The 21,488-nt window shown below is 59.4% G+C and carries 22 protein-coding genes, 1 tRNA gene and 1 riboswitch; of the genes, 8 read left to right on the top strand and 15 right to left on the bottom strand.

The features are described 5' to 3' along the window. Positions 1–147 precede the first annotated feature (147 nt). The 5 genes from I6L41_RS04615 to pspA all read right to left on the bottom strand — a co-directional run bounded on the left by I6L41_RS04615 (position 148) and on the right by pspA (position 4,069). The gene (locus I6L41_RS04615; protein ID WP_139407868.1) at positions 148–1,179 is read right to left on the bottom strand and encodes a YcjF family protein; all 1,032 of its coding nucleotides are present in this window, start codon (positions 1,177–1,179) and stop codon (positions 148–150) included. A gap of 53 nt (positions 1,180–1,232) precedes the next feature. After that, positions 1,233–2,639 carry a YcjX family protein gene (locus I6L41_RS04610; protein WP_216962267.1) on the bottom strand — a complete coding sequence of 469 codons (1,407 nt, stop codon included), beginning with the start codon at positions 2,637–2,639 and terminating at the stop codon, positions 1,233–1,235. Between the two features lie 102 nt (positions 2,640–2,741). Further along, on the bottom strand, positions 2,742–3,146 hold the full coding sequence (gene pspC, locus I6L41_RS04605) for an envelope stress response membrane protein PspC (protein WP_005333670.1): 405 nt from the start codon (positions 3,144–3,146) through the stop codon (positions 2,742–2,744). Beyond that, positions 3,143–3,379, bottom strand: coding sequence for an envelope stress response membrane protein PspB (gene pspB / locus I6L41_RS04600; protein ID WP_005333672.1), 237 nt, complete (start codon positions 3,377–3,379; stop codon positions 3,143–3,145). Before pspB ends, pspC begins: the two co-directional genes overlap by 4 nt. Before the next feature lie 3 nt (positions 3,380–3,382). Then, the gene (pspA, locus tag I6L41_RS04595) at positions 3,383–4,069 is read right to left on the bottom strand and encodes a phage shock protein PspA (RefSeq protein WP_005361184.1); all 687 of its coding nucleotides are present in this window, start codon (positions 4,067–4,069) and stop codon (positions 3,383–3,385) included. 196 nt (positions 4,070–4,265) lie between these two features. Between pspA and pspF the strand changes: the two genes are divergently transcribed. The 6 genes from pspF (at position 4,266) to I6L41_RS04565 (ending at position 10,707) form a co-directional block, all read left to right on the top strand. After that, positions 4,266–5,294 (top strand): phage shock protein operon transcriptional activator, encoded by a 1,029-nt coding sequence (pspF, locus tag I6L41_RS04590; protein ID WP_005346257.1) that lies wholly within the window; start codon positions 4,266–4,268, stop codon positions 5,292–5,294. 108 nt (positions 5,295–5,402) lie between these two features. Next, positions 5,403–6,998 carry an ABC transporter substrate-binding protein SapA gene (sapA, locus tag I6L41_RS04585; RefSeq protein ID WP_041202111.1) on the top strand — a complete coding sequence of 532 codons (1,596 nt, stop codon included), beginning with the start codon at positions 5,403–5,405 and terminating at the stop codon, positions 6,996–6,998. A 2-nt stretch (positions 6,999–7,000) separates the two neighbouring features. Continuing rightward, positions 7,001–7,960, top strand: a complete 960-nt coding sequence (locus tag I6L41_RS04580; RefSeq protein WP_021231386.1) for an ABC transporter permease subunit — start codon at positions 7,001–7,003, stop codon at positions 7,958–7,960. 35 nt (positions 7,961–7,995) lie between these two features. Then, positions 7,996–8,889, top strand: a complete 894-nt coding sequence (locus tag I6L41_RS04575; RefSeq protein WP_005333677.1) for an ABC transporter permease subunit — start codon at positions 7,996–7,998, stop codon at positions 8,887–8,889. After that, positions 8,889–9,887 (top strand): oligopeptide/dipeptide ABC transporter ATP-binding protein, encoded by a 999-nt coding sequence (locus I6L41_RS04570; protein ID WP_005333679.1) that lies wholly within the window; start codon positions 8,889–8,891, stop codon positions 9,885–9,887. Before I6L41_RS04575 ends, I6L41_RS04570 begins: the two co-directional genes overlap by 1 nt. Before the next feature lie 34 nt (positions 9,888–9,921). Next, complete coding sequence (locus tag I6L41_RS04565) at positions 9,922–10,707, top strand: ABC transporter ATP-binding protein (RefSeq protein ID WP_005333681.1); 786 nt, start codon at positions 9,922–9,924, stop codon at positions 10,705–10,707. Positions 10,708–10,811: 104 nt separating this feature from the next. Here I6L41_RS04565 and htpG read toward each other — a convergent pair whose 3' ends face one another. The 4 genes from htpG to I6L41_RS04545 all read right to left on the bottom strand — a co-directional run bounded on the left by htpG (position 10,812) and on the right by I6L41_RS04545 (position 14,358). After that, positions 10,812–12,725 carry a molecular chaperone HtpG gene (htpG, locus tag I6L41_RS04560; RefSeq protein WP_075115122.1) on the bottom strand — a complete coding sequence of 638 codons (1,914 nt, stop codon included), beginning with the start codon at positions 12,723–12,725 and terminating at the stop codon, positions 10,812–10,814. Between the two features lie 168 nt (positions 12,726–12,893). Beyond that, positions 12,894–13,496 (bottom strand): recombination mediator RecR, encoded by a 603-nt coding sequence (gene recR / locus I6L41_RS04555; protein ID WP_216962264.1) that lies wholly within the window; start codon positions 13,494–13,496, stop codon positions 12,894–12,896. A gap of 184 nt (positions 13,497–13,680) precedes the next feature. Beyond that, positions 13,681–13,768: transfer RNA gene (locus I6L41_RS04550), tRNA-Ser, on the bottom strand. 134 nt (positions 13,769–13,902) lie between these two features. Further along, positions 13,903–14,358 (bottom strand): YbjN domain-containing protein, encoded by a 456-nt coding sequence (locus I6L41_RS04545; RefSeq protein ID WP_005337119.1) that lies wholly within the window; start codon positions 14,356–14,358, stop codon positions 13,903–13,905. A gap of 158 nt (positions 14,359–14,516) precedes the next feature. Here I6L41_RS04545 and I6L41_RS04540 point away from each other — a divergent pair, with 158 nt between their 5' ends. Beyond that, on the top strand, positions 14,517–15,854 hold the full coding sequence (locus I6L41_RS04540) for a flavohemoglobin expression-modulating QEGLA motif protein (protein WP_216962261.1): 1,338 nt from the start codon (positions 14,517–14,519) through the stop codon (positions 15,852–15,854). An 80-nt stretch (positions 15,855–15,934) separates the two neighbouring features. On the opposite strand, the gene I6L41_RS04535 is transcribed toward I6L41_RS04540, so the two are convergent. Continuing rightward, a complete protein-coding gene (locus I6L41_RS04535) occupies positions 15,935–16,516 on the bottom strand; it encodes a thymidine kinase (RefSeq protein WP_005337121.1) in 582 nt (193 codons plus the stop codon). Positions 16,517–16,607: 91 nt separating this feature from the next. After that, positions 16,608–18,188 carry a Na+/H+ antiporter NhaC family protein gene (locus tag I6L41_RS04530; protein ID WP_216962258.1) on the bottom strand — a complete coding sequence of 527 codons (1,581 nt, stop codon included), beginning with the start codon at positions 18,186–18,188 and terminating at the stop codon, positions 16,608–16,610. Between the two features lie 88 nt (positions 18,189–18,276). Beyond that, positions 18,277–18,448: riboswitch (Lysine riboswitch) on the bottom strand. Between the two features lie 302 nt (positions 18,449–18,750). Between I6L41_RS04530 and I6L41_RS04525 the strand changes: the two genes are divergently transcribed. Continuing rightward, a complete protein-coding gene (locus tag I6L41_RS04525) occupies positions 18,751–19,155 on the top strand; it encodes an H-NS family nucleoid-associated regulatory protein (RefSeq protein ID WP_043823568.1) in 405 nt (134 codons plus the stop codon). A 69-nt stretch (positions 19,156–19,224) separates the two neighbouring features. On the opposite strand, the gene I6L41_RS04520 is transcribed toward I6L41_RS04525, so the two are convergent. The 4 genes from I6L41_RS04520 to queC form a co-directional block, all read right to left on the bottom strand. Beyond that, complete coding sequence (locus tag I6L41_RS04520; RefSeq protein WP_204483730.1) at positions 19,225–19,800, bottom strand: cob(I)yrinic acid a,c-diamide adenosyltransferase; 576 nt, start codon at positions 19,798–19,800, stop codon at positions 19,225–19,227. After that, positions 19,797–20,027, bottom strand: coding sequence for a DUF3820 family protein (locus I6L41_RS04515; RefSeq protein WP_005337126.1), 231 nt, complete (start codon positions 20,025–20,027; stop codon positions 19,797–19,799). Before I6L41_RS04515 ends, I6L41_RS04520 begins: the two co-directional genes overlap by 4 nt. A 1-nt stretch (position 20,028) precedes the next feature. Then, positions 20,029–20,700, bottom strand: coding sequence for a 7-carboxy-7-deazaguanine synthase QueE (gene queE, locus I6L41_RS04510; RefSeq protein WP_168769897.1), 672 nt, complete (start codon positions 20,698–20,700; stop codon positions 20,029–20,031). A 61-nt stretch (positions 20,701–20,761) separates the two neighbouring features. Further along, on the bottom strand, positions 20,762–21,469 hold the full coding sequence (gene queC, locus I6L41_RS04505) for a 7-cyano-7-deazaguanine synthase QueC (protein ID WP_005359893.1): 708 nt from the start codon (positions 21,467–21,469) through the stop codon (positions 20,762–20,764). Positions 21,470–21,488 lie beyond the last annotated feature (19 nt).

Raw genomic sequence — 21,488 nt, 5'->3', positions numbered from 1 at the left:
TTGACTGCCAGCTTAACCGTAAACGGGCGCCTCGCCAAAACCGGGCACTGCTGCCAACTCAATGATCTGCCGATTAAAACCATGCCCCTGCGGCTTGGCGAGCACGACAGGGGCATGGGTCATCGCAGCAAGGTGCAGACAGGGCTATCAGGATTTGTTGAGATACCCCGCCAACTGGCCGATCAGCCGCTTGCGCAGCTCGCCGAGTTTCGGTTTTTCGTCCGCACACCAGGGCAGCGGGCGGCACGCCTCTATAGTACGCAGGCCAAGGCGAGCGGTGAGCAGCCCGGCCCCCACCCCTTGCGCCGCGCGGGCAGAGAGCTTGGCGGCAAACTCGGCTCCCAGCAAGTCCATCCCCACCTCGGTCACCAGCTCGGTGGCACCGGCGTAGAGCATGTTGCGAAACACCTGACGAATGAGGCGAATGCGGCTCCAGTAGCCGAGCTCGATGGCGTAGACATCGGCGATATCCTCGATCATCCGCAGGTTGCGCCACAGCATCAGCATCATGTCGACGGTGGCGAGCGGGCTGAGCGCCACCAGCACGGCGGCCTCCCCCGACCATTTGGCCACCCGCGCCTGCGCCAGCTTGTCACGCTCGCCGAGTACCAGCTGGCTGTAGAGGGTCAGCACTTCCCGATCGCTGTGACTCTCATCGAGCTGGGCCAGCCAGGTTTGATACCCCTCGCGCCCCTTGTCGCCACTTTTGACCGCCAACCCTTCGCAAAAGGCCTGCCCCTGCCCGACTCCCTGATGGGCAAGTAGATCTTCTGCTCGCGAGCGCACATCCTGACGCCGCTTGAGGGTGCGCAGTCGCAGCCACTCGCGCCCCACCACACTGGCGGTCCCCGCCGCCACCAGCGCCGAGGCCGCCAGCCAGGCGCTGCCCCAGAGCGGGGTGGTGAGGAATTGATCGTAAAGAAAGGCGCCATACTGGCCCAACGAGAGCAGACCGACCGCCCCCAGCCCCCACGCCAGTAGCCGATGACGGCGACGCGGTTTGATGACGAGGGCGCTCTCCACCTCGGTGAGCTCGTCCAGCTCGTCGAGGCGCTCGAAACTCGCCTCCTCCAGCCGCTGGGCCGGTGCGGGCGGTCGCTCGTCACTGGCCACAGTCAAGGCAGGCTCTAGGATCACCTTGCCCTGCAGCGGTGGCCGCTCTTTTATCTGATCGTTCATCACATTGTTCTCCTGTGCGCAGCCTTCGGCTCAGGTGCCAAGACTGCACACCGTTATTCGAGGTGATCCCCGAGCAGAAACTCCAGCGCCGCATCGAGCCGGATATGGGGCAACGCCTGATGGGGGCTCATGGGCATAGGGCGAAACGCCTGAAAATCAAAGCCCTGGCTATTCCACCACTGCGCTGGCGGAATATGGGGAGGCACCTCCCCGGGGAATAGCAGCAGCGATTCACCGCTCAGGCTGGTGCCGCGGATGGCGGGGAACTCGCGGCCATTGGCCACCCCCTTGCCCACCTCGGTCGCCTTGATGGCGGCGAGCGCCAGACACTCGGTGGTGATCCCCTCAAAACGAGCCTGACCGCGACCGCTGCGCACCAGATGCTGCAGCAGTGAGACCATGGGCGCATGCTGTTCGGGGGTAACGTGATCGGCCTTGCTCGCCACAAAGAGCAGCTTGTCGATACGGGGCGAAAAGAGCCGCCGCCACCAGTTGCTCTTGCCGTAGGCAAAGCTCTCCATGATGCGGGCGATGGCCTGCTGCATGTCGCCAAAGCTGGCCGCCCCGGCGTTGAGGGGCTGCAGGCAATCCACCAGCACGATCTGGCGATCAAAGCCGGCAAAGTGCTGCTCATAGAATCCCTGCACCAGATGCTGCTTGTACTGCTCGAAGCGCTGCTTGAGAGTGGCGTAAAGAGTGCCATCGGCGGGCTCGCTGTCAGGCATATCCCACACCCAGGGGACAAATTGCAGCATGGGGGCACCGGCATACTCCCCCGGCAACACGAAACGGCCGGGTTGAATAAGGTGCAATCCCAGCTCCTGTTTGCAGGCATGCAGATAGGCGGTGTAGCGCTCGGCAAGCTCAGCCACCGGCCGCTCTTCGAAGCGCTGATCGACCTGCCACCCGGGTGTCAGCCAGCTGGCGGCAAGTGCCTGCAGCTCTGGGCGACGAAGCTGCTCGCGCACCTGTTCGCTCCACTGCTCGTAGCTCATCTCAAGGAGCGGCAAGTCGAGCAGCCACTCCCCGGGGTAGTCCACCAGATCCACGTAGAGGGTGGAGATCTCCCCCAGATGTTTGCGCAGGGGATGACGGGTGCGATAGCGGATTTCGAGGCGCACCTCGGCCACGCCGCGAGTGGGCTCGGGCCAGGCAGGTGGATCGCCAAACAGGGAGTCGAGGCCACGTTCGTAGGCGAAGGTGGGGATGTGGGCATTGAGCTGCGGCACCCGGCGGGCACCGAGGATGCGCCCCTGACGCAGGGCATCCCACAACGGCAAACGGCCGTCGATGGCCGCGTGCTCCAGCTGGTTGACCAGCGCCGTGATAAAGGCGGTCTTGCCGCTGCGAGAGAGGCCGGTCACCGCCAGCCGAATATGGCGATCCCGCACCCGGTTCACCACGTCGTTCGCCTTGTGTTGCAGGCGAGTCAACTTCTGTTCCAGTTTATTGAGTATCAAGGCTTGATCCGTTCTCCCTTGGTGGTTGCATCTGGATAGCTGGTGTCGATGGTGGCGCATCACGGGAGGCGCCGCCATCGACATTGAGTGCTTGAGCAAGCACTACAGCTTGCGAAATTCCCGCTGCAGGGTGAACTCCCTGGAGGTCACCAGTTTCTCGATCCGCTGAACTCTGGGCTCCAGCGCGTCAAGTTCCTGCGCGATGCGGCCCAGCGCCTGATGAGGGGTGATCCCCGCCTGCCAGCTGCGCGCTTTCATCCGCACCTCGGCAAAGTCGGCATCCTCTTGCGAGTAGAGGGTGACCGGCTTTTTATCGAGCAAGAACCAGGCGGCGATATAGGCGGTGAAGGTGATGAAACCGGCGAAGATAAGGCCACTGATGGCGAGCAGCCGCACGATCCAGGTCTCCACCCCGAAATACTCAGCCAAACCGGCACAGATCCCGGCTATCTTGCCACGCTGGGGATCACGATAGAGGTTACGCCCTTCACGACTGACACTGCTCATACCTTGTTCCTCCAACCGGGTACTTCCGCATCCAGAATTGATTCCAGCGCGCCCACTCGCTCCTGCATCTTCTCGGTGCGAGCCAGCAGCCCTTGCAGCTGTTCCCGCTCGCTATCGGCAAGACCGGCGCCAATGCGCCCCTTGGCACGATAGTGCAGCACCAGCCAGATGGGGGCTACCACCACCATGAAGACCACCATGGGAACCATCAATACGCCCAGCAGATCTTCCATCTGTTACTCCCCCTGTTTGCCTTCGCTTTTGCTGTCGCCCTGACCCAGTTTCTGGCGCATGGCTTCCAACTCGCGGCTTATCTGATCGTCAACTTCCAGCTCGGCAAACTGCTGCGCCAGCGCCTTGTCGGACTGACCCAGATCGGCGCGCGCCTCCATTTCGTCGATGCGACGCTCCATCCGCTCGAACTTGCTCACCACCGCCTGGCTCTCGCCACGGGCTACCTGGCTCTGCACATTGAGACGGCTGCTGGCCGCTTCGGTGCGAATGGCCATCGCCTTTTGACGGGCGCGGGCATCTTCCAGCTTGGCTTCGAGCTGGCGGATCTCTTCACCCAGCTTCTCGATGCCGCTGTCGACCGCCTGCTGCTCGCGGTAGAGGGTCTCTGACAACTCGGTCTGTTTCTTCTTCTCGATAAGGGCGGCGCGGGCCAGATCTTCACGTCCCTTGGTCAGGGCCAGCTCGGCCTTGGCTTGCCACTCGTCGACCCGCTCCTGATGACGGGCGACCTGACGACCAATCTCTTTCTGGCTGGCGAGGAAGCGGGCCAGATTGGAACGTTCCTTGACCAGCTCGTCCTCCATCTCCTGGATGATCAGGCGCACCATCTTCTGGGGATCTTCTGCCTTGTCGAGCAGGGCCGTCAGGTTGGAATTGATGATGTCGGCCAGACGGGAAAAAATACTCATGATTGCACTCCTGTTATTGGCATGGCGTTGTTTCTCCATTGACAATGGCAACTTGTGTGCCAATCTGGAACAAAATTTAACTTGTTGATTTATATGGGGCAGAATAACTGGATTGCAAGATGCCTCGCGCAAGTGATGATTAAAATCACCAACTTTTGGTAAGATTGACCAGCTTTTACAACTGACAGGGATCACTATGACCACGGCCACGGAAAGCCTGCTGGGGGAATCCAACGCATTTCTCGAGATCATTGAGCAGGCCTCACGGCTCGCCCCGCTGCGCAAACCCGTGCTGATCATCGGTGAGCGGGGGACGGGCAAGGAGCTGATCGCCCACCGCCTACATTATCTCTCGGCGCGCTGGGATCAAAGCTTTGTCACCATCAACTGTGCCACCCTGAGCGAGAGCCTGCTGGAAACCGAGCTGTTCGGTCACGAGGCGGGATCGTTTACCGGCGCGGCCAAGCGCCACCAAGGCCGCTTCGAGCGGGCCGATGGCGGCACTCTGTTCCTCGACGAGCTGGCCACCACCAGCGCCCGGGTGCAGGAGAAGCTGCTGCGGGTCATCGAGTATGGCGAGTTCGAGCGGGTGGGTGGGGCCAAGCCCCTCAAGGTGGATGTGCGACTGGTCTGCGCCACCAACGAGGATCTCCCTGCGCTGGCCGACAAGGGGCAGTTTCGCCACGATCTGCTCGATCGGCTCGCGTTTGATGTGATCACCCTCCCCCCCTTGCGGGAGCGGCGGGAAGATATCCTGATGCTGGCGGAGCACTTCGCCCACAGCATGACCCGGGAGCTGGGCTATCCGCTGTTTGCCGGTTTCTCGCGCAAGGCGACCCAACTGCTGCTGGATTACCACTGGCCGGGCAACGTGCGGGAGCTGAAGAACGTGGTGGAGCGCAGTATCTATCGTCAGGGCAATCCCCAGTTGCCGCTCTCGACCCTGGTGCTCAACCCGTTTGATTCCCCCTGGCGACCACAGGTCACGCAACCTGCGCAAGAGGACCGAAGCGAGGTACAATCTGCATCCCCCCTCGCCTTGCCGCTCGATCTCAAGCAGGCGGTGGCGGAGTACGAGATTAATTTACTCAAGCAAGCGATGCAGCAATCCCAGTATAATCAGCGCAAAGCCGCTCAACTGCTGGCCTTAAGCTATCACCAGTTCCGTGGCATGCTACGCAAATATCAGCTGCTGGATGGCGATAACGATGCAGAACAAGAATGAAGGAGCGCGGTTGATGCCGACTCCAGCAACACGCCAGCCTTCGCGCTGGCACATTTGTATCAAAACGTGCGTACAAAACCCCTATAAGAACATGGTTCAACAATGAGAATGCTCACACCCTTGCTGCTGGGTCTGCTGGTGCTGGTCACCGGCTGCCAGAAGCAACCCGAGGCCTCCAAAACCGGACTCATCTATTGTGCTGAGGGATCCCCCCTCTCCTTCAATCCCCATGTTTCCAACTCCGGGGTGACACTGGATGCCAGTGCCCGTCCGCTCTACGACCGCCTGCTGGAGGTGAACCCCAACACCCTGGCGCTGGAGCCGGCGCTCGCCACCAACTGGCATGTCAGCGAGGATGGCCTCACCTATACCCTGACCCTGCGCAAGGGGGTGACGTTTCACCATACCCCCTGGTTCAAGCCCACCCGCACTTTCAATGCCGATGACGTGGTCTTCACCTATGCCCGCCAGCTTGACGAGCAGCACCCCTATCACAATGTCTCCGGCGGCGATTACCCCTACTTCTACAGCTTGGGGCAAGATCTGCTGATCAAACGGGTGAGCAAGAAGGGGCCGCAGACGGTAGTTTTCGAGCTGAACCAGCCGAACGCCTCCTTCCTCGCCACCCTGGCCAGCGACTATGCGGTGATCCTCTCCGCCGAATACGCCGAGCAGATGTTGCAGGCAGGCACCCCGGCCCTGCTGGATAGCCGCCCCATCGGCACCGGGCCGTTCAGCTTCAAGGAGTATCGCCACAACGAGTTCATCCGCTATCTGCGCCACCCTGGCTACTGGGGCGGCGATGCCAAGATTGAACAGCTGGTATACGACATCACCCCCAAATCCGCCAAACGGCTGGCCAAGCTGCTGACCGGCGAGTGCGACGTTATGAGCACCCCTTCCGCTAGCCAGCTCTCGGTGATCAAGCAAAATCCGGCGCTCAGTCTCTCGGTCCAGTCGGGGATGAACGTCGCCTTTTTGGCCCTCAATACCCGCAAGCCGCCATTCAACAACGTCAAGGTGCGTCAGGCCATTGCCAGCGCCATCAATATCGACAACCTGCTTCAGGCGGTCTATTTCGATACCGGCCTGCCCGCCAACAGCCTGCTGCCGACCCTCTCATGGGGGTACAACCCCAGCCTGCCCGAGCGCAAACCCGATCTGAAACGGGCGCGCCAGCTGCTCAAGGAGGCGGGTCTGGAGAAAGGGTTCGAGATGCAGGTGCTGGTACAACCGGACGCCCGCCCCTACAACCCGGATGCAGTCAAGACCGCCCAGCTGATCCGCAGCGATCTGGCCAAGGTCGGGATCAAGCTCAAGATCGTGCAACGGGAGTGGCCGGTGATCGAAGGCCGCCTCACCAAGGGGCAGTACGACAGTCTGCTCTCCGGCTGGATTGCCGATAACGCCGATCCGGACAACTTCTTCCGCCAGCTGCTGAGCTGCTCGGCGGTAGAACGGGGCAACAACTACAGCCGCTGGTGTAGCCCGGCCTTCGATCAGTTGCTGGATGATGCGGTCACCACGCCCCAGCTCTCGTTCCGGCTGCGTAACTACTACTATGCCCAGACCCTGCTCAACGAACAGCTGCCGCTGATCCCGCTGGCGCACGCCTTGCGTACCCAGGTCAGCCGCAGCGACATCGAGGGGCTGACGCTGATGCCCTTTGGTGGCACTTCCTTCAACCAGGCTCACAGGGAGTAAGCATGCTTCTATACACCTTGCGCCGCATCAACCTGCTGCTCATCACCCTGCTGGCGCTGACCTTTGTCGCCTATCTGCTGGACTATCGGCTGATCGGCAATCAGCTCAGCTTCTGGAGCGGCTATCCCGACTTCCTGCGCCGCATTTTCGCAGGTGACCTGGGGCTCTCCAGCGTCTCCGGGCTACCGGTGCTGGACGAGATCCGCCACTACTTCCCGGCGACCCTGATCCTCTGTCTGGCGGCGTTCGCCATCTCGCTGCTGGTGGGCATTCCACTCGGCACCCTGGCGGCCCTGTCCCAGGGCAAGACGCTGGATCTTTCCATCATGACTGCCGGTCTTATCGGCTATGCGGTGCCGGTGTTCTGGCTGGCACTGCTGGTGGTGATGCTCTTTTCGCTGGATCTCGGCTGGCTGCCGGCATCGGGCCAGATCAGCCTGCTCTACGACGTGCCCCCCATCACGGGAATCGCGGTGATCGATGTGCTGCTCAGCAACGAACCCTGGCGGCAAGCGGCGCTGCACGATGCCCTGCGCCACCTCATTCTCCCGTCACTGGTGCTGGCGGTGGTGCCCACCACCGAGGTGATCCGCCATGTGCGCAGCTCCCTCATCGACGTGATGAAGCAGAACTACATCAAGGCGGCGGCGAGCAGGGGCCTTTCCAAGGCGCAGATCGTCTGGCGCCATGGTCTGAAGAACGCCCTGCCGCCGGTACTGCCTCTGCTGGGTCTGCAACTGGGTAGCGTGCTCACCTCCGCCATGATCACCGAGGTGGTGTTCGAGTGGCACGGGATCGGCCGCTGGCTCATCAGCAGCATCGCCCTGCAGGATTACGCCGCCATTCGCGGCGCGACCCTGGTGGTCGCCAGTTTCGTGATCCTGACCAGCGTCAGCACCGAGTTGCTGACCACCCTTATCTATCCGGCACGGCGCAAAGAGTTGTATGCCAAACAAGATTGAACGCGCTCATGGCGTGACCAGGAGCCAGGTATCCTATGCAAGATAAATCGAACATCTATCCCGAGCTCAAGATCCTCTCGCCCCTTGAGCAGACGTGGGCCTCCTACAGCCGCAATCCGCTGGCGATGGCAGGGCTTTGGTGCTTTTTGCTGTTGCTGCTCATCACGCTGGTGGGGCCGCTTGTCGTCCCCTACGGCATCGATGAACAGCACACCGACAAGCTGCTGCTCGCCCCCTCCTGGGCGGCGACCGGCAACATCGACTACTTCCTCGGCACCGACGATCTGGGGCGCGACATGCTCTCCCGGCTGGTGGTAGGGGCGCGTCTCACTTTCGGCTATGCGCTGGTCGTGGTGGTGATCGCCATGGTGGTGGGCTCCGCCATCGGTATCCTCGGCGGGATGAGCAAGGGGCTTAAATCGAGCGTGCTGCACCACCTGCTCGATACCCTGCTCTCCATCCCCTCCCTGCTGATGGCCATCATCATGGTCGCCATCATGGGGCCGGGTTTTGGCAATACCCTGATTGCCATTACGCTCGCTTTGATCCCGCCCTTTATCCGGGCCACCTATAACGCAGTGCATGCCGAGATGCAGAAGGAGTACATCACCGCCAGCCGCCTCGATGGCTCGCCTCCCTTCCGGATCATGCGGCTGGCTATTTTGCCCAACATTGTCGAAACCCTGGTGGCCCAGACCACCCGCACCTTGTCGGCGGCCATTCTCGATATCTCGGCGGTCGGTTTTCTTGGCCTCGGCGCCCAATCTCCCCAACCGGAGTGGGGCACCATGCTGGCCGATTCGAGCGACCTTATCTATCTCGCCCCCTGGACCGTCACCCTGCCCGGCATCGCCATCCTGTTCAGCGTGCTGGTGACCAATTTAGTTGGTGAAGGCATTCGCGAAGCACTCAAAGAGGGGAATGACTGATGCCGCTGCTCGATATTCGCAATCTCACCATCGAGATCGACACCCCGCAAGGCAAGGTCAAGGCGGTGGACAAGGTGAGCCTGACCCTGACCGAGGGGGAGATCCGCGGTCTAGTGGGTGAATCCGGCTCAGGTAAAAGTCTGATCGCCAAAGTGATCGTCGGCATCGAGAAGGACAACTGGACAGTACGTGCCGACCGGATGCGCTTCAACGACATGGATCTGCTGACCATGGCCCCCAAGGAGCGCCGTCGCATCATGGGTCGCGAGATCGCCATGATCTTCCAGGACCCCATCAGCTGTCTCGATCCCTCCGAGGAGATCGGCACCCAGCTAGAAGAGGCAATACCGACCGATTCGTTCGAGGGACAATTCTGGCAGCGCTTCCAGTGGCGCAAGAAGAAGGCCATCGCCCTGCTGCACCGGGTAGGCGTCAAGGATCACCGAAAGGTGATGCGCGCCTATCCCCACGAGCTGTCGGATGGTATGTGCCAGAAGGTGATGATCGCCATGGCCATTGCCAACCAGCCGCGTCTGCTGGTAGCCGACGAGCCCACCAGCGCCATGGAGTCCACCACTCACTCCCAGATCCTGCGACTGCTGGACAAGATGAACAAGCTGGGCAATACCACCATCCTGATCATCAGTAACGATATCGCCGCCATCGCCAACCTGACCGATACCATCAACGTGATGTACTGCGGCCAGATGGTGGAAGTGGGCACCCGGGAGCAGATCCTCGAGACCCCGCATCACCCCTATACCGATGCCCTGCTCAAATCGATCCCCGACTTTGACAAGCTGGTGCGCCACAAGTCGCGCCTCGAGACCCTGCCCGGCGTCATCCCGCCGCTGCAACACCTGCCCATCGGCTGCCGTCTGGGGCCGCGCTGCCCCTACGCCCAGAAGCAGTGCGTGCAGACTCCGTTGATGAACAAGATCAAGGGCCATCAGTTCAGCTGCCACTTCCCGCTGAACATGGAGGAGCCAAAAAAATGATGACCGTTAATGCCCCCATGAAGGAGCCCCGCTTGTGATCGAGCCGTCCCTGTTGCAGGTCAGAGGCCTTAGCAAAACCTACCAGAACCGCACCGGTCTATTCCGTCGTCAGGCGGTGGAGGCGATCAAGCCCCTCTCGTTCGATCTCGAAGTGGGTCAGACCCTCGCCATCGTCGGCGAAGCTGGCTCCGGCAAGAGCACCCTCGCCCGCATTCTGGCCGGCATGATCGAACCCACCAGCGGCGACATCGCCATCGACGGCCAGCTGATGGTGCATGGCGATTACCAGACTCGCTGCAAACTGCTGCGGATGATTTTTCAGGATCCCAACACCTCGCTGAACCGCAAGATCCGGGTCGGCCAGATCCTGGAGACCCCGCTGCGTCTCAACACCGAGATGACCGAGGAGGAGCGCCGCGAGAAGGTGGTGCAGACCCTGCGCATGGTGGGGATGCTGCCGGATCACGCCCTGTTCTATCCGCAGATGCTCTCCTCCGGTCAGCAGCAGCGGGTGGCGCTGGCGCGAGCGCTGATCCTCAACCCCAAGATAGTGGTAGCCGATGAGGCGCTCTCCACCCTGGATATCTCGGTACGCTCCCAGATCATCAACCTGCTGCTGGAGATGCAGGAGACCATGGGGCTGAGCTATGTGCTGGTAGCCAACGATTTGGGCATCGTCAGCCATATCAGCGACGAGGTGCTGGTGATGCACGAAGGGCGAGTGGTGGAGCGCGGCAAGACTCTCAAGGTGTTTGCCGATCCCCAGCATGAGGTGACTCGCCGTCTCATCCAGAACTACAACAACGAATACCGCAAATAGAGAGGCACTGGCCGCCGCCCTTGCCGCTGTTGTCGCCGCGCTCACTCGGCGGGATCAAAAAAGCCCACTGCATGCAGTGGGCTTTCTGTTACCGGAGTCGCGGCTTAGGCTTGCAGCAACAAACGGTTGATGCGGGAGACGAAGCTCGCCGGATCGTTCAGCCCGCCCTGCTCGGCCAGCTGGGCCTGTTCGTGCAGCAGGGTGACCCACTCACCGAACAGCGCCTCGTCTTCAATGGTATCGAGCTTCTTCACCAGCGCATGGTCAGGGTTGAGCTCCAGAATGTACTTCTGCTCCGGTACCGGCTGGCCGGCCGCGCGCATCAGCTTGATCATCTGGGTGCTCATACCGTAGGCGTCGGTGACGATGCAAGAGGGGGAGTCGGTCAGACGGTGAGTGACACGCACCTCTTTCACTGCATCGCCCAGGCTCTTCTTGACCCGCTCAACCAGACCGGCATTAGCCTTCTCGGCCTCTTCTTGCGCCTGCTTGGATGCTTCATCTTCCAGATCGCCGAGATCCAGCTCGCCACGGGTGACGGAGATGAGCTGCTTGCCGTCGAACTCGGTCAGGTGGCTCATCAGCCACTCATCCACACGCTCCCACATCAGCAGCACTTCGACACCCTTCTTGCGGAAGATCTCGAGGTGCGGGCTGTTCTTGGCAGCGGCATAGGAGTCAGCAGTGATGTAGTAGATCTTCTGCTGGCCTTCCTTCATGCGGCCAACGTAATCCTCGAGAGAGACAGTCTGGGCTTCGCCCTCGCCAGCGGTGCTGGCAAAGCGCAAGAGCTTGGCGATCTCTTCGCGGTTAGCGTAATCCTCGGCCGGGCCCTCTTTGAGCACGTTACCGAACTCTTTCCAGAATTTGGCGTACTTCTCGGCATCGTCTTTCGCCAGCTTGGAGAGCATGGTCAGAACCCGCTTGGAGCAAGCCTTGCGCAGAGAGGCAGTAACCTTGTTGTCCTGCAGGATTTCACGGCTGACGTTGAGCGGCAGATCGTTGGAGTCCAGCACCCCTTTGACGAAGCGCAGGTAGGTCGGCATAAACTGCTCGGCGTCGTCCATGATGAAGACGCGCTGTACGTAGAGCTTCAGACCGTGCTTCTGCTCGCGGTTGTAGAGGTCGAACGGTGCGCGGGCTGGTACGTAGAGCAGGCTGGTGTACTCCTGCGCCCCTTCCACCCGGTTGTGACCCCACAGCAGCGGATCTTCAAAGTCGTGGGCGACGTGCTTGTAGAACTCCTGATACTCCTCGTCCTTGATATCTTTCGGGTTGCGGGTCCACAGTGCCGTGGCGCGGTTGACCTGCTCCCACTCGCCCGGGGTGCCGACGATGGTCTCACCATCCTCTTCGCGATCCGGGGTGCCCTCTTTGAACATCTCCACCGGCACGCTGATGTGATCGGAATACTTGCCCACCACGGAGCGCAGGCGCCAGTCGTCGAGGAACTCGTCCTCTTCGGCACGCAGGTGCAGGATGACGTCGGTACCGCGACCCTCTTTGGTTACGTCAGCGACGGTGAAGGAGCCTTCCCCTTCAGATTCCCACTGTACGCCCTGCTCCGGAGCAGTACCGGCGGCGCGGGAGACCACGGTCACCTTGTCGGCCACGATAAAGGCGGAGTAGAAGCCGACCCCGAACTGACCGATCAGCTGGGAGTCACGTCCCTGATCGCCGGAGAGGTTTTTGAAGAATTCTGCGGTGCCGGACTTGGCGATGGTACCCAGGTGCTCGATCACCTGATCGCGGGTCATACCGATCCCGTTATCGGAGATGGTCAGGGTACGCTTCTCTTTGTCCACCACCAGACGCACACGCAACTGGCCGTCGTTTTCGAACAAAGAGGCATCGGAAAGCGCCTTGAAGCGCAGCTTGTCCGCCGCATCGGATGCGTTGGAGATCAGCTCGCGCAGGAATACTTCTTTGTTGGAGTAGAGGCTGTGAGCCATCAGGCTCAGCAGTTGTTTGACTTCAGTCTGAAAGCCGTGGGTTTCGGCATGAACACTTTGGGTCATGGACCAATCCTCAGAAACATCGGGTTGAACATATGCCCAACCTAGATGGGGACAGGGATCCAAATATCAAGGGGGCGAATGTGCAATCCTGCTCATTCGCCCCCTGTTGGCGTGTGACCGCCGATTTTATGTTCAGTTTTTCGCGACTTGCCTGCCGCCACCCTCCCCTTACTTGAGGCGCTGGCGCCCCATCAGGGAGTGGGAGAGCGTGGTGCCATCCACCAGCTCCAGCTCGCCGCCCACCGGCACCCCGTGGGCGATGCGGCTCACCTCTACCCCGGCGGTGCGGGCCATATCGGCGATATACCAGGCGGTGGCATCCCCTTCAATGGTGGGATTGGTGGCGAGGATCAGCTCGCTGATCGCCTCATCCTTCAGGCGGCGATCCAGAATATCGAGCCCCAGCTCCTCCGGGCCGATGCCGTCGAGCGGCGACAGATGGCCCATCAGCACGAAGTAGCGGCCGGAAAACTGACCGGTCTGTTCGATGGCGGCCACGTCCGCCGGGCTCTCCACCACGCAGAGCAGGCCATTCTCTTCCCGCTTGGGATTGGCGCAAATATCGCAGCGATCGTTCTCGGTAAAGGTGCGGCAGTGGCTGCAATGACCGATCTCGGTCAGGGCGCGAGAGAGCAACTGGGCCAACCGCAAACCGCCGCTGCGCTCGCGCTCGAGCAGGGTAAAGGCCATCCGCTGGGCAGACTTGGGCCCCACCCCAGGCAATACCTGCAGGGCTTTCATCATCTCATCAAGCAGGGGACTGAACTTCATAACACTCCTTACACGGGCCTGCCCCTCGCCACCACCAGGGCCACGACGGGTCAGCAAAACAGGATAACGCCATTGGCGCAGGACTATACCCGAGCCCGCCGCCCATCGCCATCGGCTTGCCCACCGCGCTCGCAAAAACGCGAATAGCAAAAAGCCCCGATGTTTCCATCGGGGCTTTGCAATTTGGCGGTGAGGGAGGGATTCGAACCCTCGATACGTTGCCGTATACACACTTTCCAGGCGTGCTCCTTCAGCCACTCGGACACCTCACCAAATTTTTGTCTGTGGTTTAACGTGTTCAGACAACACTGTGTTCGCTACGCTGTTGCGCTGGAACGGGGCGTAATTTAGGGGAAAGCCCCGCCCGCGTCAACGGCTTTTTTCACCTGGCGAACCGTTCGAACACTTAATGCACAGATTCCGGTGCAACCTGAATTTCCGGCAGGTTGAGGAAGCCGGAACGTTCGCATTCGGCAACCAGTTCGTGGGTTGCGGCGATGGTGCTTTGCACGAACAACAGGAACTGCTCGACGCTGAGTCCGGCCTTGGTAAAGACGGTGTGGCCGACAACCAGCCGCGGCAGGTTGTCATCGATGATATCGAGGAACACCTTAAGGGAGGGGTACTGCATATTGAGTCGGCCCAGTTCGGCAACCAGCGGCAGCATTGCGGAGGGGCGCACTTCCAGCTCGGAGGAGAACAGCAGGCCTTCCTCTTCCACGAAGATCCGGCTCTCCTGAATACCATCGACCGACTGCAAAGAGACAATGTGGATACCGTGACACTGGTCGCAGACATAGTGCTCGATACGAGCCTGTTGCAACCAACGCATTATCATTTCGGAGCTGGGGATATTCATCATTTCCACGACAAGATTGGGATCAAGGGGCGCAGTCTAAACCAATTTGCTATCAACAAAAAGCACGCCAACCCGATAACCCTGCGGCTCGCTTCTTTTTGGCAAGCGCTATGCATATACTCAGCCAAATCCACGATGACGCTTGCCCCACAGGGGGCCCCATGACAATCCAAGAAAAGTATCGCCTTCATCTGAAATCACTCTCGGATGAGCTGCTCACCCTGCAAAAACCCATCCGCATTCTGGATGCCATCAAATGGCCACGCCATCTGCAGGATCGCTTTCTGACAAGCGGTGGCAGGGAGCTGCCCGCTATTGACAGACACTTCTATGATGCCCTCCCCCTCGGCTTCGATCCGCGCAACAAGTATCTGGAGCTCAAGGAGCTGCGGGACCGGATCCGCAGAAAACTGGGGCCACAGGACGATCTTGGCCGGATCCTGCAAGAGACGGTCGATCAGTACATGGTGGTGATCGAGATGCTGCGCCAGCGCGGCCAACCCGATTTTCAGCGTTACAGCCAGCTGCTTTATGGCTCTGCCAGCGATCACCTGCGCGGGGATCGCAAGACTCTCAAGGAGCTGGGCGCCCGCCTGTGCGATATCTTCTCCCTGCCCGGCGCCCGCCATCTGGTGCGCCCCTACCCCAAGGAGTTCGAAGGAGAAGCCGCGGTCGCCAAACTGCAGGGCAAGCTGTCGAGCTACTTCAGTGACGGCACTGTGCAGGTGAAGCTGAGCGATGGCATCGTCTCCGATGCAGCGGCCGGTGGCGACTACATCAAGCTCAACTCCCACGCCCGTTTCTCCGAGCTGGATTTGCAGGTACTGGAGGTACACGAGGGGTGGGTCCATGTCGGCACCACCCTCAACGGTCGCCAGCAGCCTTATGCCACCTGGCTGAGCGCCGGTTCACCGCGGATCACCGCCTGTCAGGAGGGGCTGGCGGTATTGATTGAGACGCTCACCTTCAGCTCCTTTCCGGATCGGGCCAAGCGTATCTCCGATCGGGTGATGGCCATCGACATGGCCGAGCGCGGCGCCGATTTTATCGAGGTGTTTCAGCACTTCGTGCTGCAGGGCACCAGCGAGCACGACGCCTACAAGATCACCCAGCGGGTCTTTCGTGGCGGCATGGTGGGCGGCGGCGCCTGCTTTACCAAGGATCTCTCCTACGTGCGTGGCTATGTGGAGACGGTCAACTTTATCCGCAGCGCAGTGCTGGAAGGGGTGCCCGAGATCCTGCCGATGCTGTTTGTCGGCAAGGTGACACTGGATGACATTCCGGTGCTCTATCAGCACTATCTGGAGGGGCTGATCGCCGCTCCCCGCTATTTGCCGCCGATGTTTCGCGATCTCACCGGCCTCTATGTCTGGTTCGGTTTTGCCTCCGGCATGTCACTGGTCGATATAGGCCGGGTACAGCACCATTTTCGCCAGCTGTTTCAACGCCTGCCGGTGGCCGATCCCATCATTGCGCCGGTGGATATCGAGATCGACTGAACCACAGCGATAGAAGTTGGGGAATATAAAAAGGGCGCCAGATTGACGCCCTTCTCGACGATTCAAATATCGCAGCCGAATTACTTGTAGGCCCGACCTTCGAGATAGTGTTTGCGACAGAGCGACACATAGCGATCGTTGCCGCCGATCTCCACCTGTTCGCCATCACGCATCACCTGCCCCGCTTCATTGACCCGGGAGTTCATGTGAGCCTTGTTGCCACACCAGCAGATGCTCTTCAGCTCTTCAAACTTGTCGGCAAGACAGAGCAGATGGTAGGAACCGGGGAACAGCTCGCCGCGAAAATCGGTCTTGAGGCCATAGGCCATCACCGGAATATCCTGCTCATCGACGATGCGGGCCAGCTGGTAGACCTGCTCACGGGTCAGGAACTGGGCCTCGTCCACGATGAAAACATCGATATGTTTCTTCGCATGGCGCTCTTTCACCATTTCAAACAGATCGCAGCTGTCGCTGAACACGTCCACCTTCAGTTCAAGGCCAACCCGGGCACTGATCACCCCGACCCCGAAACGGTCATCGATGGCTGGCGTCATCGCCAGAGGATGCATGCCCCGCTCCAGATAGTTGAAGTGCGCCTGAATGAGCTGGGTGGATTTGCCTGAATTCATGGTGGCAAATTTGTAGTGCAGTGAAGCCATGATACTGTTCCGAAACTGAATTTATGGGGCGCATGCTAACCAAAGCCCCTGACAAAACCAAGGGGCCCGCGGGCCCCTTGCTCTATAAATGTTACGCGGTGGCCAGCTCTGGCCGCGCTTTGGCCTTTTTCAGGTGATAGCTGGTAAAGAGCACGAACCAGAGGGCGCTGACGCTGAAACCGGCCAGGCTGGAGTGCATCAAGCCCATTGCCAGGTAACCGATGGCCGCACCGAAGGCGATGGCCAGTGCATAGGGCAGCTGGGTCATCACGTGATCGATGTGATGGCAACCGGCACCGGTGGCAGAGAGGATGCTGGTGCTGGAGATGGGTGAGCTGTGATCCCCGAACACCGAGCCAGCCAGTACCGCCGCCAGCATCGGCAACATCAGGCTGATGTCGCTGGCGGCGGCCATGTCACCGGCCAGCGGCAGCATGATGCCGAAGGTACCCCAGCTGGTACCGGTAGCAAACGCCATGGCACAGGAGAGGATAAAGACCACGGCAGGTAGCACTTCGATCGGCAGGTTACCGTTAGCCAACGAAGCCAGGTACTTGCCGGTCTCCACGTCGCGCACCACGGCACCTATGGTCCAGGCAAACAGCAGGATGTTGATGGCTGGCAGCATGGCCATGACACCTTGCGGCGCGGCCTTGATCCAGTTTTTGGCACCCAGCTTCAGGCGCATGGCCAGACCGATGGAGACCACCAGACTGCACAGGGCACCGTAAACCAGCGAGGAGCCGACGTTGGTATTTTCGAACGAGCCGAGCACGCTGAACGGCAGCCCCTTCTCGTTCAGCACCGCAGCACCGGAATCAATCATGAAATAGATGGTGGCGGCGGTCAGGGTCAGGATCGGCAGTACCATGTCGATCATGCCGCCGTTGCTCTCTTCCGGGCTCTCCATATCCAGACCGATGGGGCGGCCCTTGGACTCATCCCACAGCTTGCCTTCCAGCGCCCACGCTTCGTGTTGACGCATCGGGCCGATGTCGAGTTGGAATGCAATCACCACCAGCACCATGATCAGGGTGAAGACGGCGTAGAGGTTCATCGGGATCATCTCGACAAATGCCGCGATGGGGCTCTGTTCAGTTAGACCGTGTGCCGCCATGATGCCGCCAACCAGAGCGATGATATAGGCGCCCCAAGAGGAGATGGGCATCAGCACGCAGACCGGCGCCGCGGTGGAGTCCAGCAGATAGGCCAGTTTGGCACGGGAGATCTGGAAGCGGTCGGTCACCGGACGGCAGATTGCCCCCACCGACAGGCTGTGGAAGAAGTCATCGATAAAGAAGGCAAACACCATCATGCCAGTCAGGGCTTTGGCGCCCTTGCGGGTCTTGGCACGACGCTCGGCCCACTCGGCAAAGGCACGGGTCGCCCCGGAGACGCTCATCAGGCTGATGAGGCCACCCAGCAGCAGCATAAACAGGATCATGTTGACATTGTCACGATTGAGCGCGCCATCGACCCAGAAGATCTTGAGCACGGTATTCAACATGTAATGCAGGGATTCGAGGGGTGAAAACTGATTGAGCAGCAAACTGCCGGTGACGATGCCCACACCAAGGGACAGCAGCACGCGGCGGGTCATGATCGCCAGCGCGACAGCCAACAGGGGGGGAAGAACGGACCAACCGGAGTCGGCGAAATGACTAATGTCCATGATCTCTTTGCACCTAAAGATTACAGGTGGAGATCTACCGAGAGGATCTAAAGAAACAAAACCTATGGGGAGGTCATACTCCTCAGCCCCTTCAGGTAGCGCTCCATAGTGGATGACTATGGCAGTCCTGCACCTATTAGATGCAGAACCAGCAGCCCGGTATGATGGCCTGGCCACTTCGGCGCTGACTCCTTTCCTTGTGCATCACAGGCATCACCCTCCGCACAAATACTCATAGGCAGCGCGCCTCTACTTAAAGGTATTCGCCGCACATTTTATCGAGATGGCAGCTTATAGCAAGTTTTTTGATTAAATAATCATAATAAACAAATCAAGGTCGGAAAATGGTAGTCAAATGATGCAACAACGCCAGCTTTGACGCTATTTTCACCTACTACGGCCTCATTAGCATCCAATCATCAAGCCTATTGCAGGCCATATTAAATATCTGTATTGATGTTCCCCACGGATATAATATTTAACCCGGCTTGACTTATTTAAATCACCAAGCAAGAATCAACTGGAACATAATATTTTTCTCTGACTCGACGTGGTAACTCCTATGAATGAATTTTTAAAGGTACTGCTTAATATCCGCAGTCTGCGTGCGACCTGCCGCGAGCTTTCTCTGGAACAACTGGAAGAGGCACTGGAAAAACTCTCTACTATCGTTGCTGAACGTCAGCAGGATGAAGCTGCCGAGCGTCAGGCCCGTGAAGAGCATCTGCGGAAAATTAACGAATATAGCGAAATGCTCAAAGCCGCCGGTATTGACCCGGCCGAGCTGGTCAATGCCGTTGCAACAACATCTGGCAAGACCGAAAAAACAAAGCGGGCACCACGGCCAGCCAAATATCGCTATCAGGATAATGGCGTAGAGAAAACCTGGACTGGCCAGGGCCGTATGCCTTCGGCTATTGCCAGCGCAGTGGCAGCAGGCAAATCACTGGAAGACTTTGCTATCTGATCTCAATCTCGTTGCTAATAAAAAACCTCGCCAAGGCGAGGTTTTTTATTGCCACTTAAACGTGAAATATCAGATAGCCGATTGCGGGCGATCTGCTGCCTTGACCCACAGCACTTCACGATCCCCTGCCACGCAGATGAGATAGCGGGCAACGGTAAAGAACCAGTCACTCATCCGGTTCAGATAGGGCAGCACCTCGGGATTGACCCGCTCTTCCCGGCTCAATGTCAGCAGCAAGCGCTCGCAATGACGCACCAGAGTACGCACCACATGCGCTTGCGCCGCGGCACGGGAACCACCGGGCAATATAAATTGGCGCAGCGGCGGCAATGGCTCACTATAACGATCTATCTGCTGTTCAAGGCGAGTGGTCCAGGCGGCATTAACTTGCCAAATTGATTCATTCTGGGCGTCGCTGGAGAATGCCAACTCCCCCCCCAGATCAAACAACTCCTGTTGCAACAGCTGTAAATCAGCCAATAAGCTGACTTCTTGCGATGGGACGTCACAAATCAGCAAGCCAATATGGGAGTTGAGCTCATCGATATAACCGTAGGTCTCGACCCGCAAATGATCCTTTGGCAACTGGATACCATCGGCCAGCCGGGTCATGCCCTTGTCGCCCTGCCTCGTATATATTCTCATACCGACATCCTGTTAATAATGGGAATAATCATGGACTCGAGTCCATTGAGTTTGATTTCGTAAGCCAACGCCAGCGTCTGGCCCAATTTACCCGCAGGAAAACCGCTGCGCGCCATCCACACCAGATAGGGCTCGGGAATATCGATGATACGCCGCCCCTGATATTTACCGTAAGGCATCTTGTTGGTCAGGGTCAGCAGCACCTGCTCGTCGGATAGCCAATCCATATTAATCAATATCCAGATATTTATGAGTCTGGATTGAGAGTCGCCAGTTACGCGCGATACAGATATCCATCGCCAATTGGGTGGCCCTTGGTTTCTGGCTGATCGGCTGCAAGGCAATGACCACGTCCGGGCGCAGGGTAGCAGTAGCGAGCAGCGTATCCAGCTCTTCAATATGGTGCTCGGTGGCCACCGGATGCTTGATCTCGTTGGCCCGTTCCAGCGCCGAGACCAGCACAGGCAGCCCCCCTTTCATACCGATCTTGGGGGAGACTGTTACCCAGGTCTGCTCATGAGTCTTGATCTCGCTGGTGCCACTGGTTTCAATCTGCACCTGATAACCCGCCGCCAGCAGGGCTGACGAGAGTTCGTGCAGATCGTAGAGGCAGGGCTCGCCACCGGTGATCACCACATGGCGCGCCTGATAACCCAGGTCGGTAAAGCTCTTAATAATCTGCGCGGTGCTAAGTTGGCTCCAACAATCGGATTCGTTGGAGCGATCCAGCACCGCCGCCTTGCCCACTTCACGAGCCGGATCAACAACCCAGGTATGACGGGTATCGCACCAGGGGCAGCCCACCGGGCAACCCTGCAGGCGAACAAAGATGGCGGGCAGGCCAGTAAAGATACCCTCCCCCTGGATGGTCTGGAAAATCTCGTTGATTGGGTAGTGCATCTCGATCACGGCTTGTTGCAAAAGTCGCGGATTATACCCCAAGCCACGGCAAGACGCAGGCTCACTCTGCGCTTTTCTCACCCAGCCCGGTTTTCTCAAACAGTCTGGCCATGATGCCCGCCTTGTCGGCCAGATAGTTGTTCAGGCCGCGACTGCGCAGTTCACACGCAGGACACGTGCCGCAACCGTCACCGGCAATGCCGTTGTAGCAGGTCAGGGTCTGCTGGCGCACCGTGTCGAGGTGACCATAGTGATCCGCCAGAGCCCAGGTCTCGGCCTTGTCGAGCCACATCAAGGGAGTTTCAAAACGGATACCGCGATCCAACCCCAGCGACACCGCCTGATTGAGGGCCTTGACGAACTCGTCACGGCAATCGGGATAGCCGGAGAAGTCGGTCTCGCAGACACCGGTGATCACCGCTTCGGCGCCCACCTGATAGGCATAGATGGAAGCCAGGGTCAGGAACAGGATATTGCGGCCCGGCACGAAGGTGTTGGGCAGGCCATTATCCTGCAGCTCGCAGCTGACCGGGATGTCGTCACGGGTCAGGGCAGAGACCGCCAGCTCATTGAGCAGCGTCACATCCATCACCTTGTGGGCGGCAATCCCCAGTGCACTGCCCAGACGGCGCGCGGTGTCGATCTCTTCCCGATGGCGCTGGCCATAGTCGAAGGTGATGGCGTGCACTTCATCATACCGGGCCAATGCCTGCACCAGACAAGTAGTGCTGTCCTGACCGCCGCTGAAAACCACGACTGCTTTTTTCATCTTGATAACTCCTTGAATT

It is taken from the genome of Aeromonas sp. FDAARGOS 1411, assembly GCF_019047125.1.
Classification (GTDB): domain Bacteria; phylum Pseudomonadota; class Gammaproteobacteria; order Enterobacterales; family Aeromonadaceae; genus Aeromonas; species Aeromonas veronii.
Note: the sequence above shows the minus strand (reverse complement) of the source record. Positions and strands in the feature narration are given on the sequence as shown.

Excerpts from the sequence above, each read along its gene's own strand:
- I6L41_RS04570 (WP_005333679.1), top strand. The coding sequence starts at position 8,889 with ATGCCGCTGCTCGATATTCGCAATCTCACCATCGAGATCGACACCCCG.
- queC (WP_005359893.1), bottom strand. The coding sequence starts at position 21,469 with ATGAAAAAAGCAGTCGTGGTTTTCAGCGGCGGTCAGGACAGCACTACT.
- I6L41_RS04575 (WP_005333677.1), top strand. The coding sequence starts at position 7,996 with ATGCAAGATAAATCGAACATCTATCCCGAGCTCAAGATCCTCTCGCCC.
- I6L41_RS04515 (WP_005337126.1), bottom strand. The coding sequence starts at position 20,027 with ATGGATTGGCTATCCGACGAGCAGGTGCTGCTGACCCTGACCAACAAG.
- queE (WP_168769897.1), bottom strand. The coding sequence starts at position 20,700 with ATGCACTACCCAATCAACGAGATTTTCCAGACCATCCAGGGGGAGGGT.
- pspA (WP_005361184.1), bottom strand. The coding sequence starts at position 4,069 with ATGAGTATTTTTTCCCGTCTGGCCGACATCATCAATTCCAACCTGACG.
- I6L41_RS04535 (WP_005337121.1), bottom strand. The coding sequence starts at position 16,516 with ATGGCTTCACTGCACTACAAATTTGCCACCATGAATTCAGGCAAATCC.
- I6L41_RS04530 (WP_216962258.1), bottom strand. The coding sequence starts at position 18,188 with ATGGACATTAGTCATTTCGCCGACTCCGGTTGGTCCGTTCTTCCCCCC.
- recR (WP_216962264.1), bottom strand. The coding sequence starts at position 13,496 with ATGAAGTTCAGTCCCCTGCTTGATGAGATGATGAAAGCCCTGCAGGTA.
- I6L41_RS04545 (WP_005337119.1), bottom strand. The coding sequence starts at position 14,358 with ATGATGAATATCCCCAGCTCCGAAATGATAATGCGTTGGTTGCAACAG.
- pspB (WP_005333672.1), bottom strand. The coding sequence starts at position 3,379 with ATGGAAGATCTGCTGGGCGTATTGATGGTTCCCATGGTGGTCTTCATG.
- pspF (WP_005346257.1), top strand. The coding sequence starts at position 4,266 with ATGACCACGGCCACGGAAAGCCTGCTGGGGGAATCCAACGCATTTCTC.
- I6L41_RS04525 (WP_043823568.1), top strand. The coding sequence starts at position 18,751 with ATGAATGAATTTTTAAAGGTACTGCTTAATATCCGCAGTCTGCGTGCG.
- I6L41_RS04615 (WP_139407868.1), bottom strand. The coding sequence starts at position 1,179 with ATGAACGATCAGATAAAAGAGCGGCCACCGCTGCAGGGCAAGGTGATC.
- I6L41_RS04580 (WP_021231386.1), top strand. The coding sequence starts at position 7,001 with ATGCTTCTATACACCTTGCGCCGCATCAACCTGCTGCTCATCACCCTG.
- I6L41_RS04540 (WP_216962261.1), top strand. The coding sequence starts at position 14,517 with ATGACAATCCAAGAAAAGTATCGCCTTCATCTGAAATCACTCTCGGAT.
- I6L41_RS04520 (WP_204483730.1), bottom strand. The coding sequence starts at position 19,800 with ATGAGAATATATACGAGGCAGGGCGACAAGGGCATGACCCGGCTGGCC.
- pspC (WP_005333670.1), bottom strand. The coding sequence starts at position 3,146 with ATGAGCAGTGTCAGTCGTGAAGGGCGTAACCTCTATCGTGATCCCCAG.
- htpG (WP_075115122.1), bottom strand. The coding sequence starts at position 12,725 with ATGACCCAAAGTGTTCATGCCGAAACCCACGGCTTTCAGACTGAAGTC.
- sapA (WP_041202111.1), top strand. The coding sequence starts at position 5,403 with ATGCTCACACCCTTGCTGCTGGGTCTGCTGGTGCTGGTCACCGGCTGC.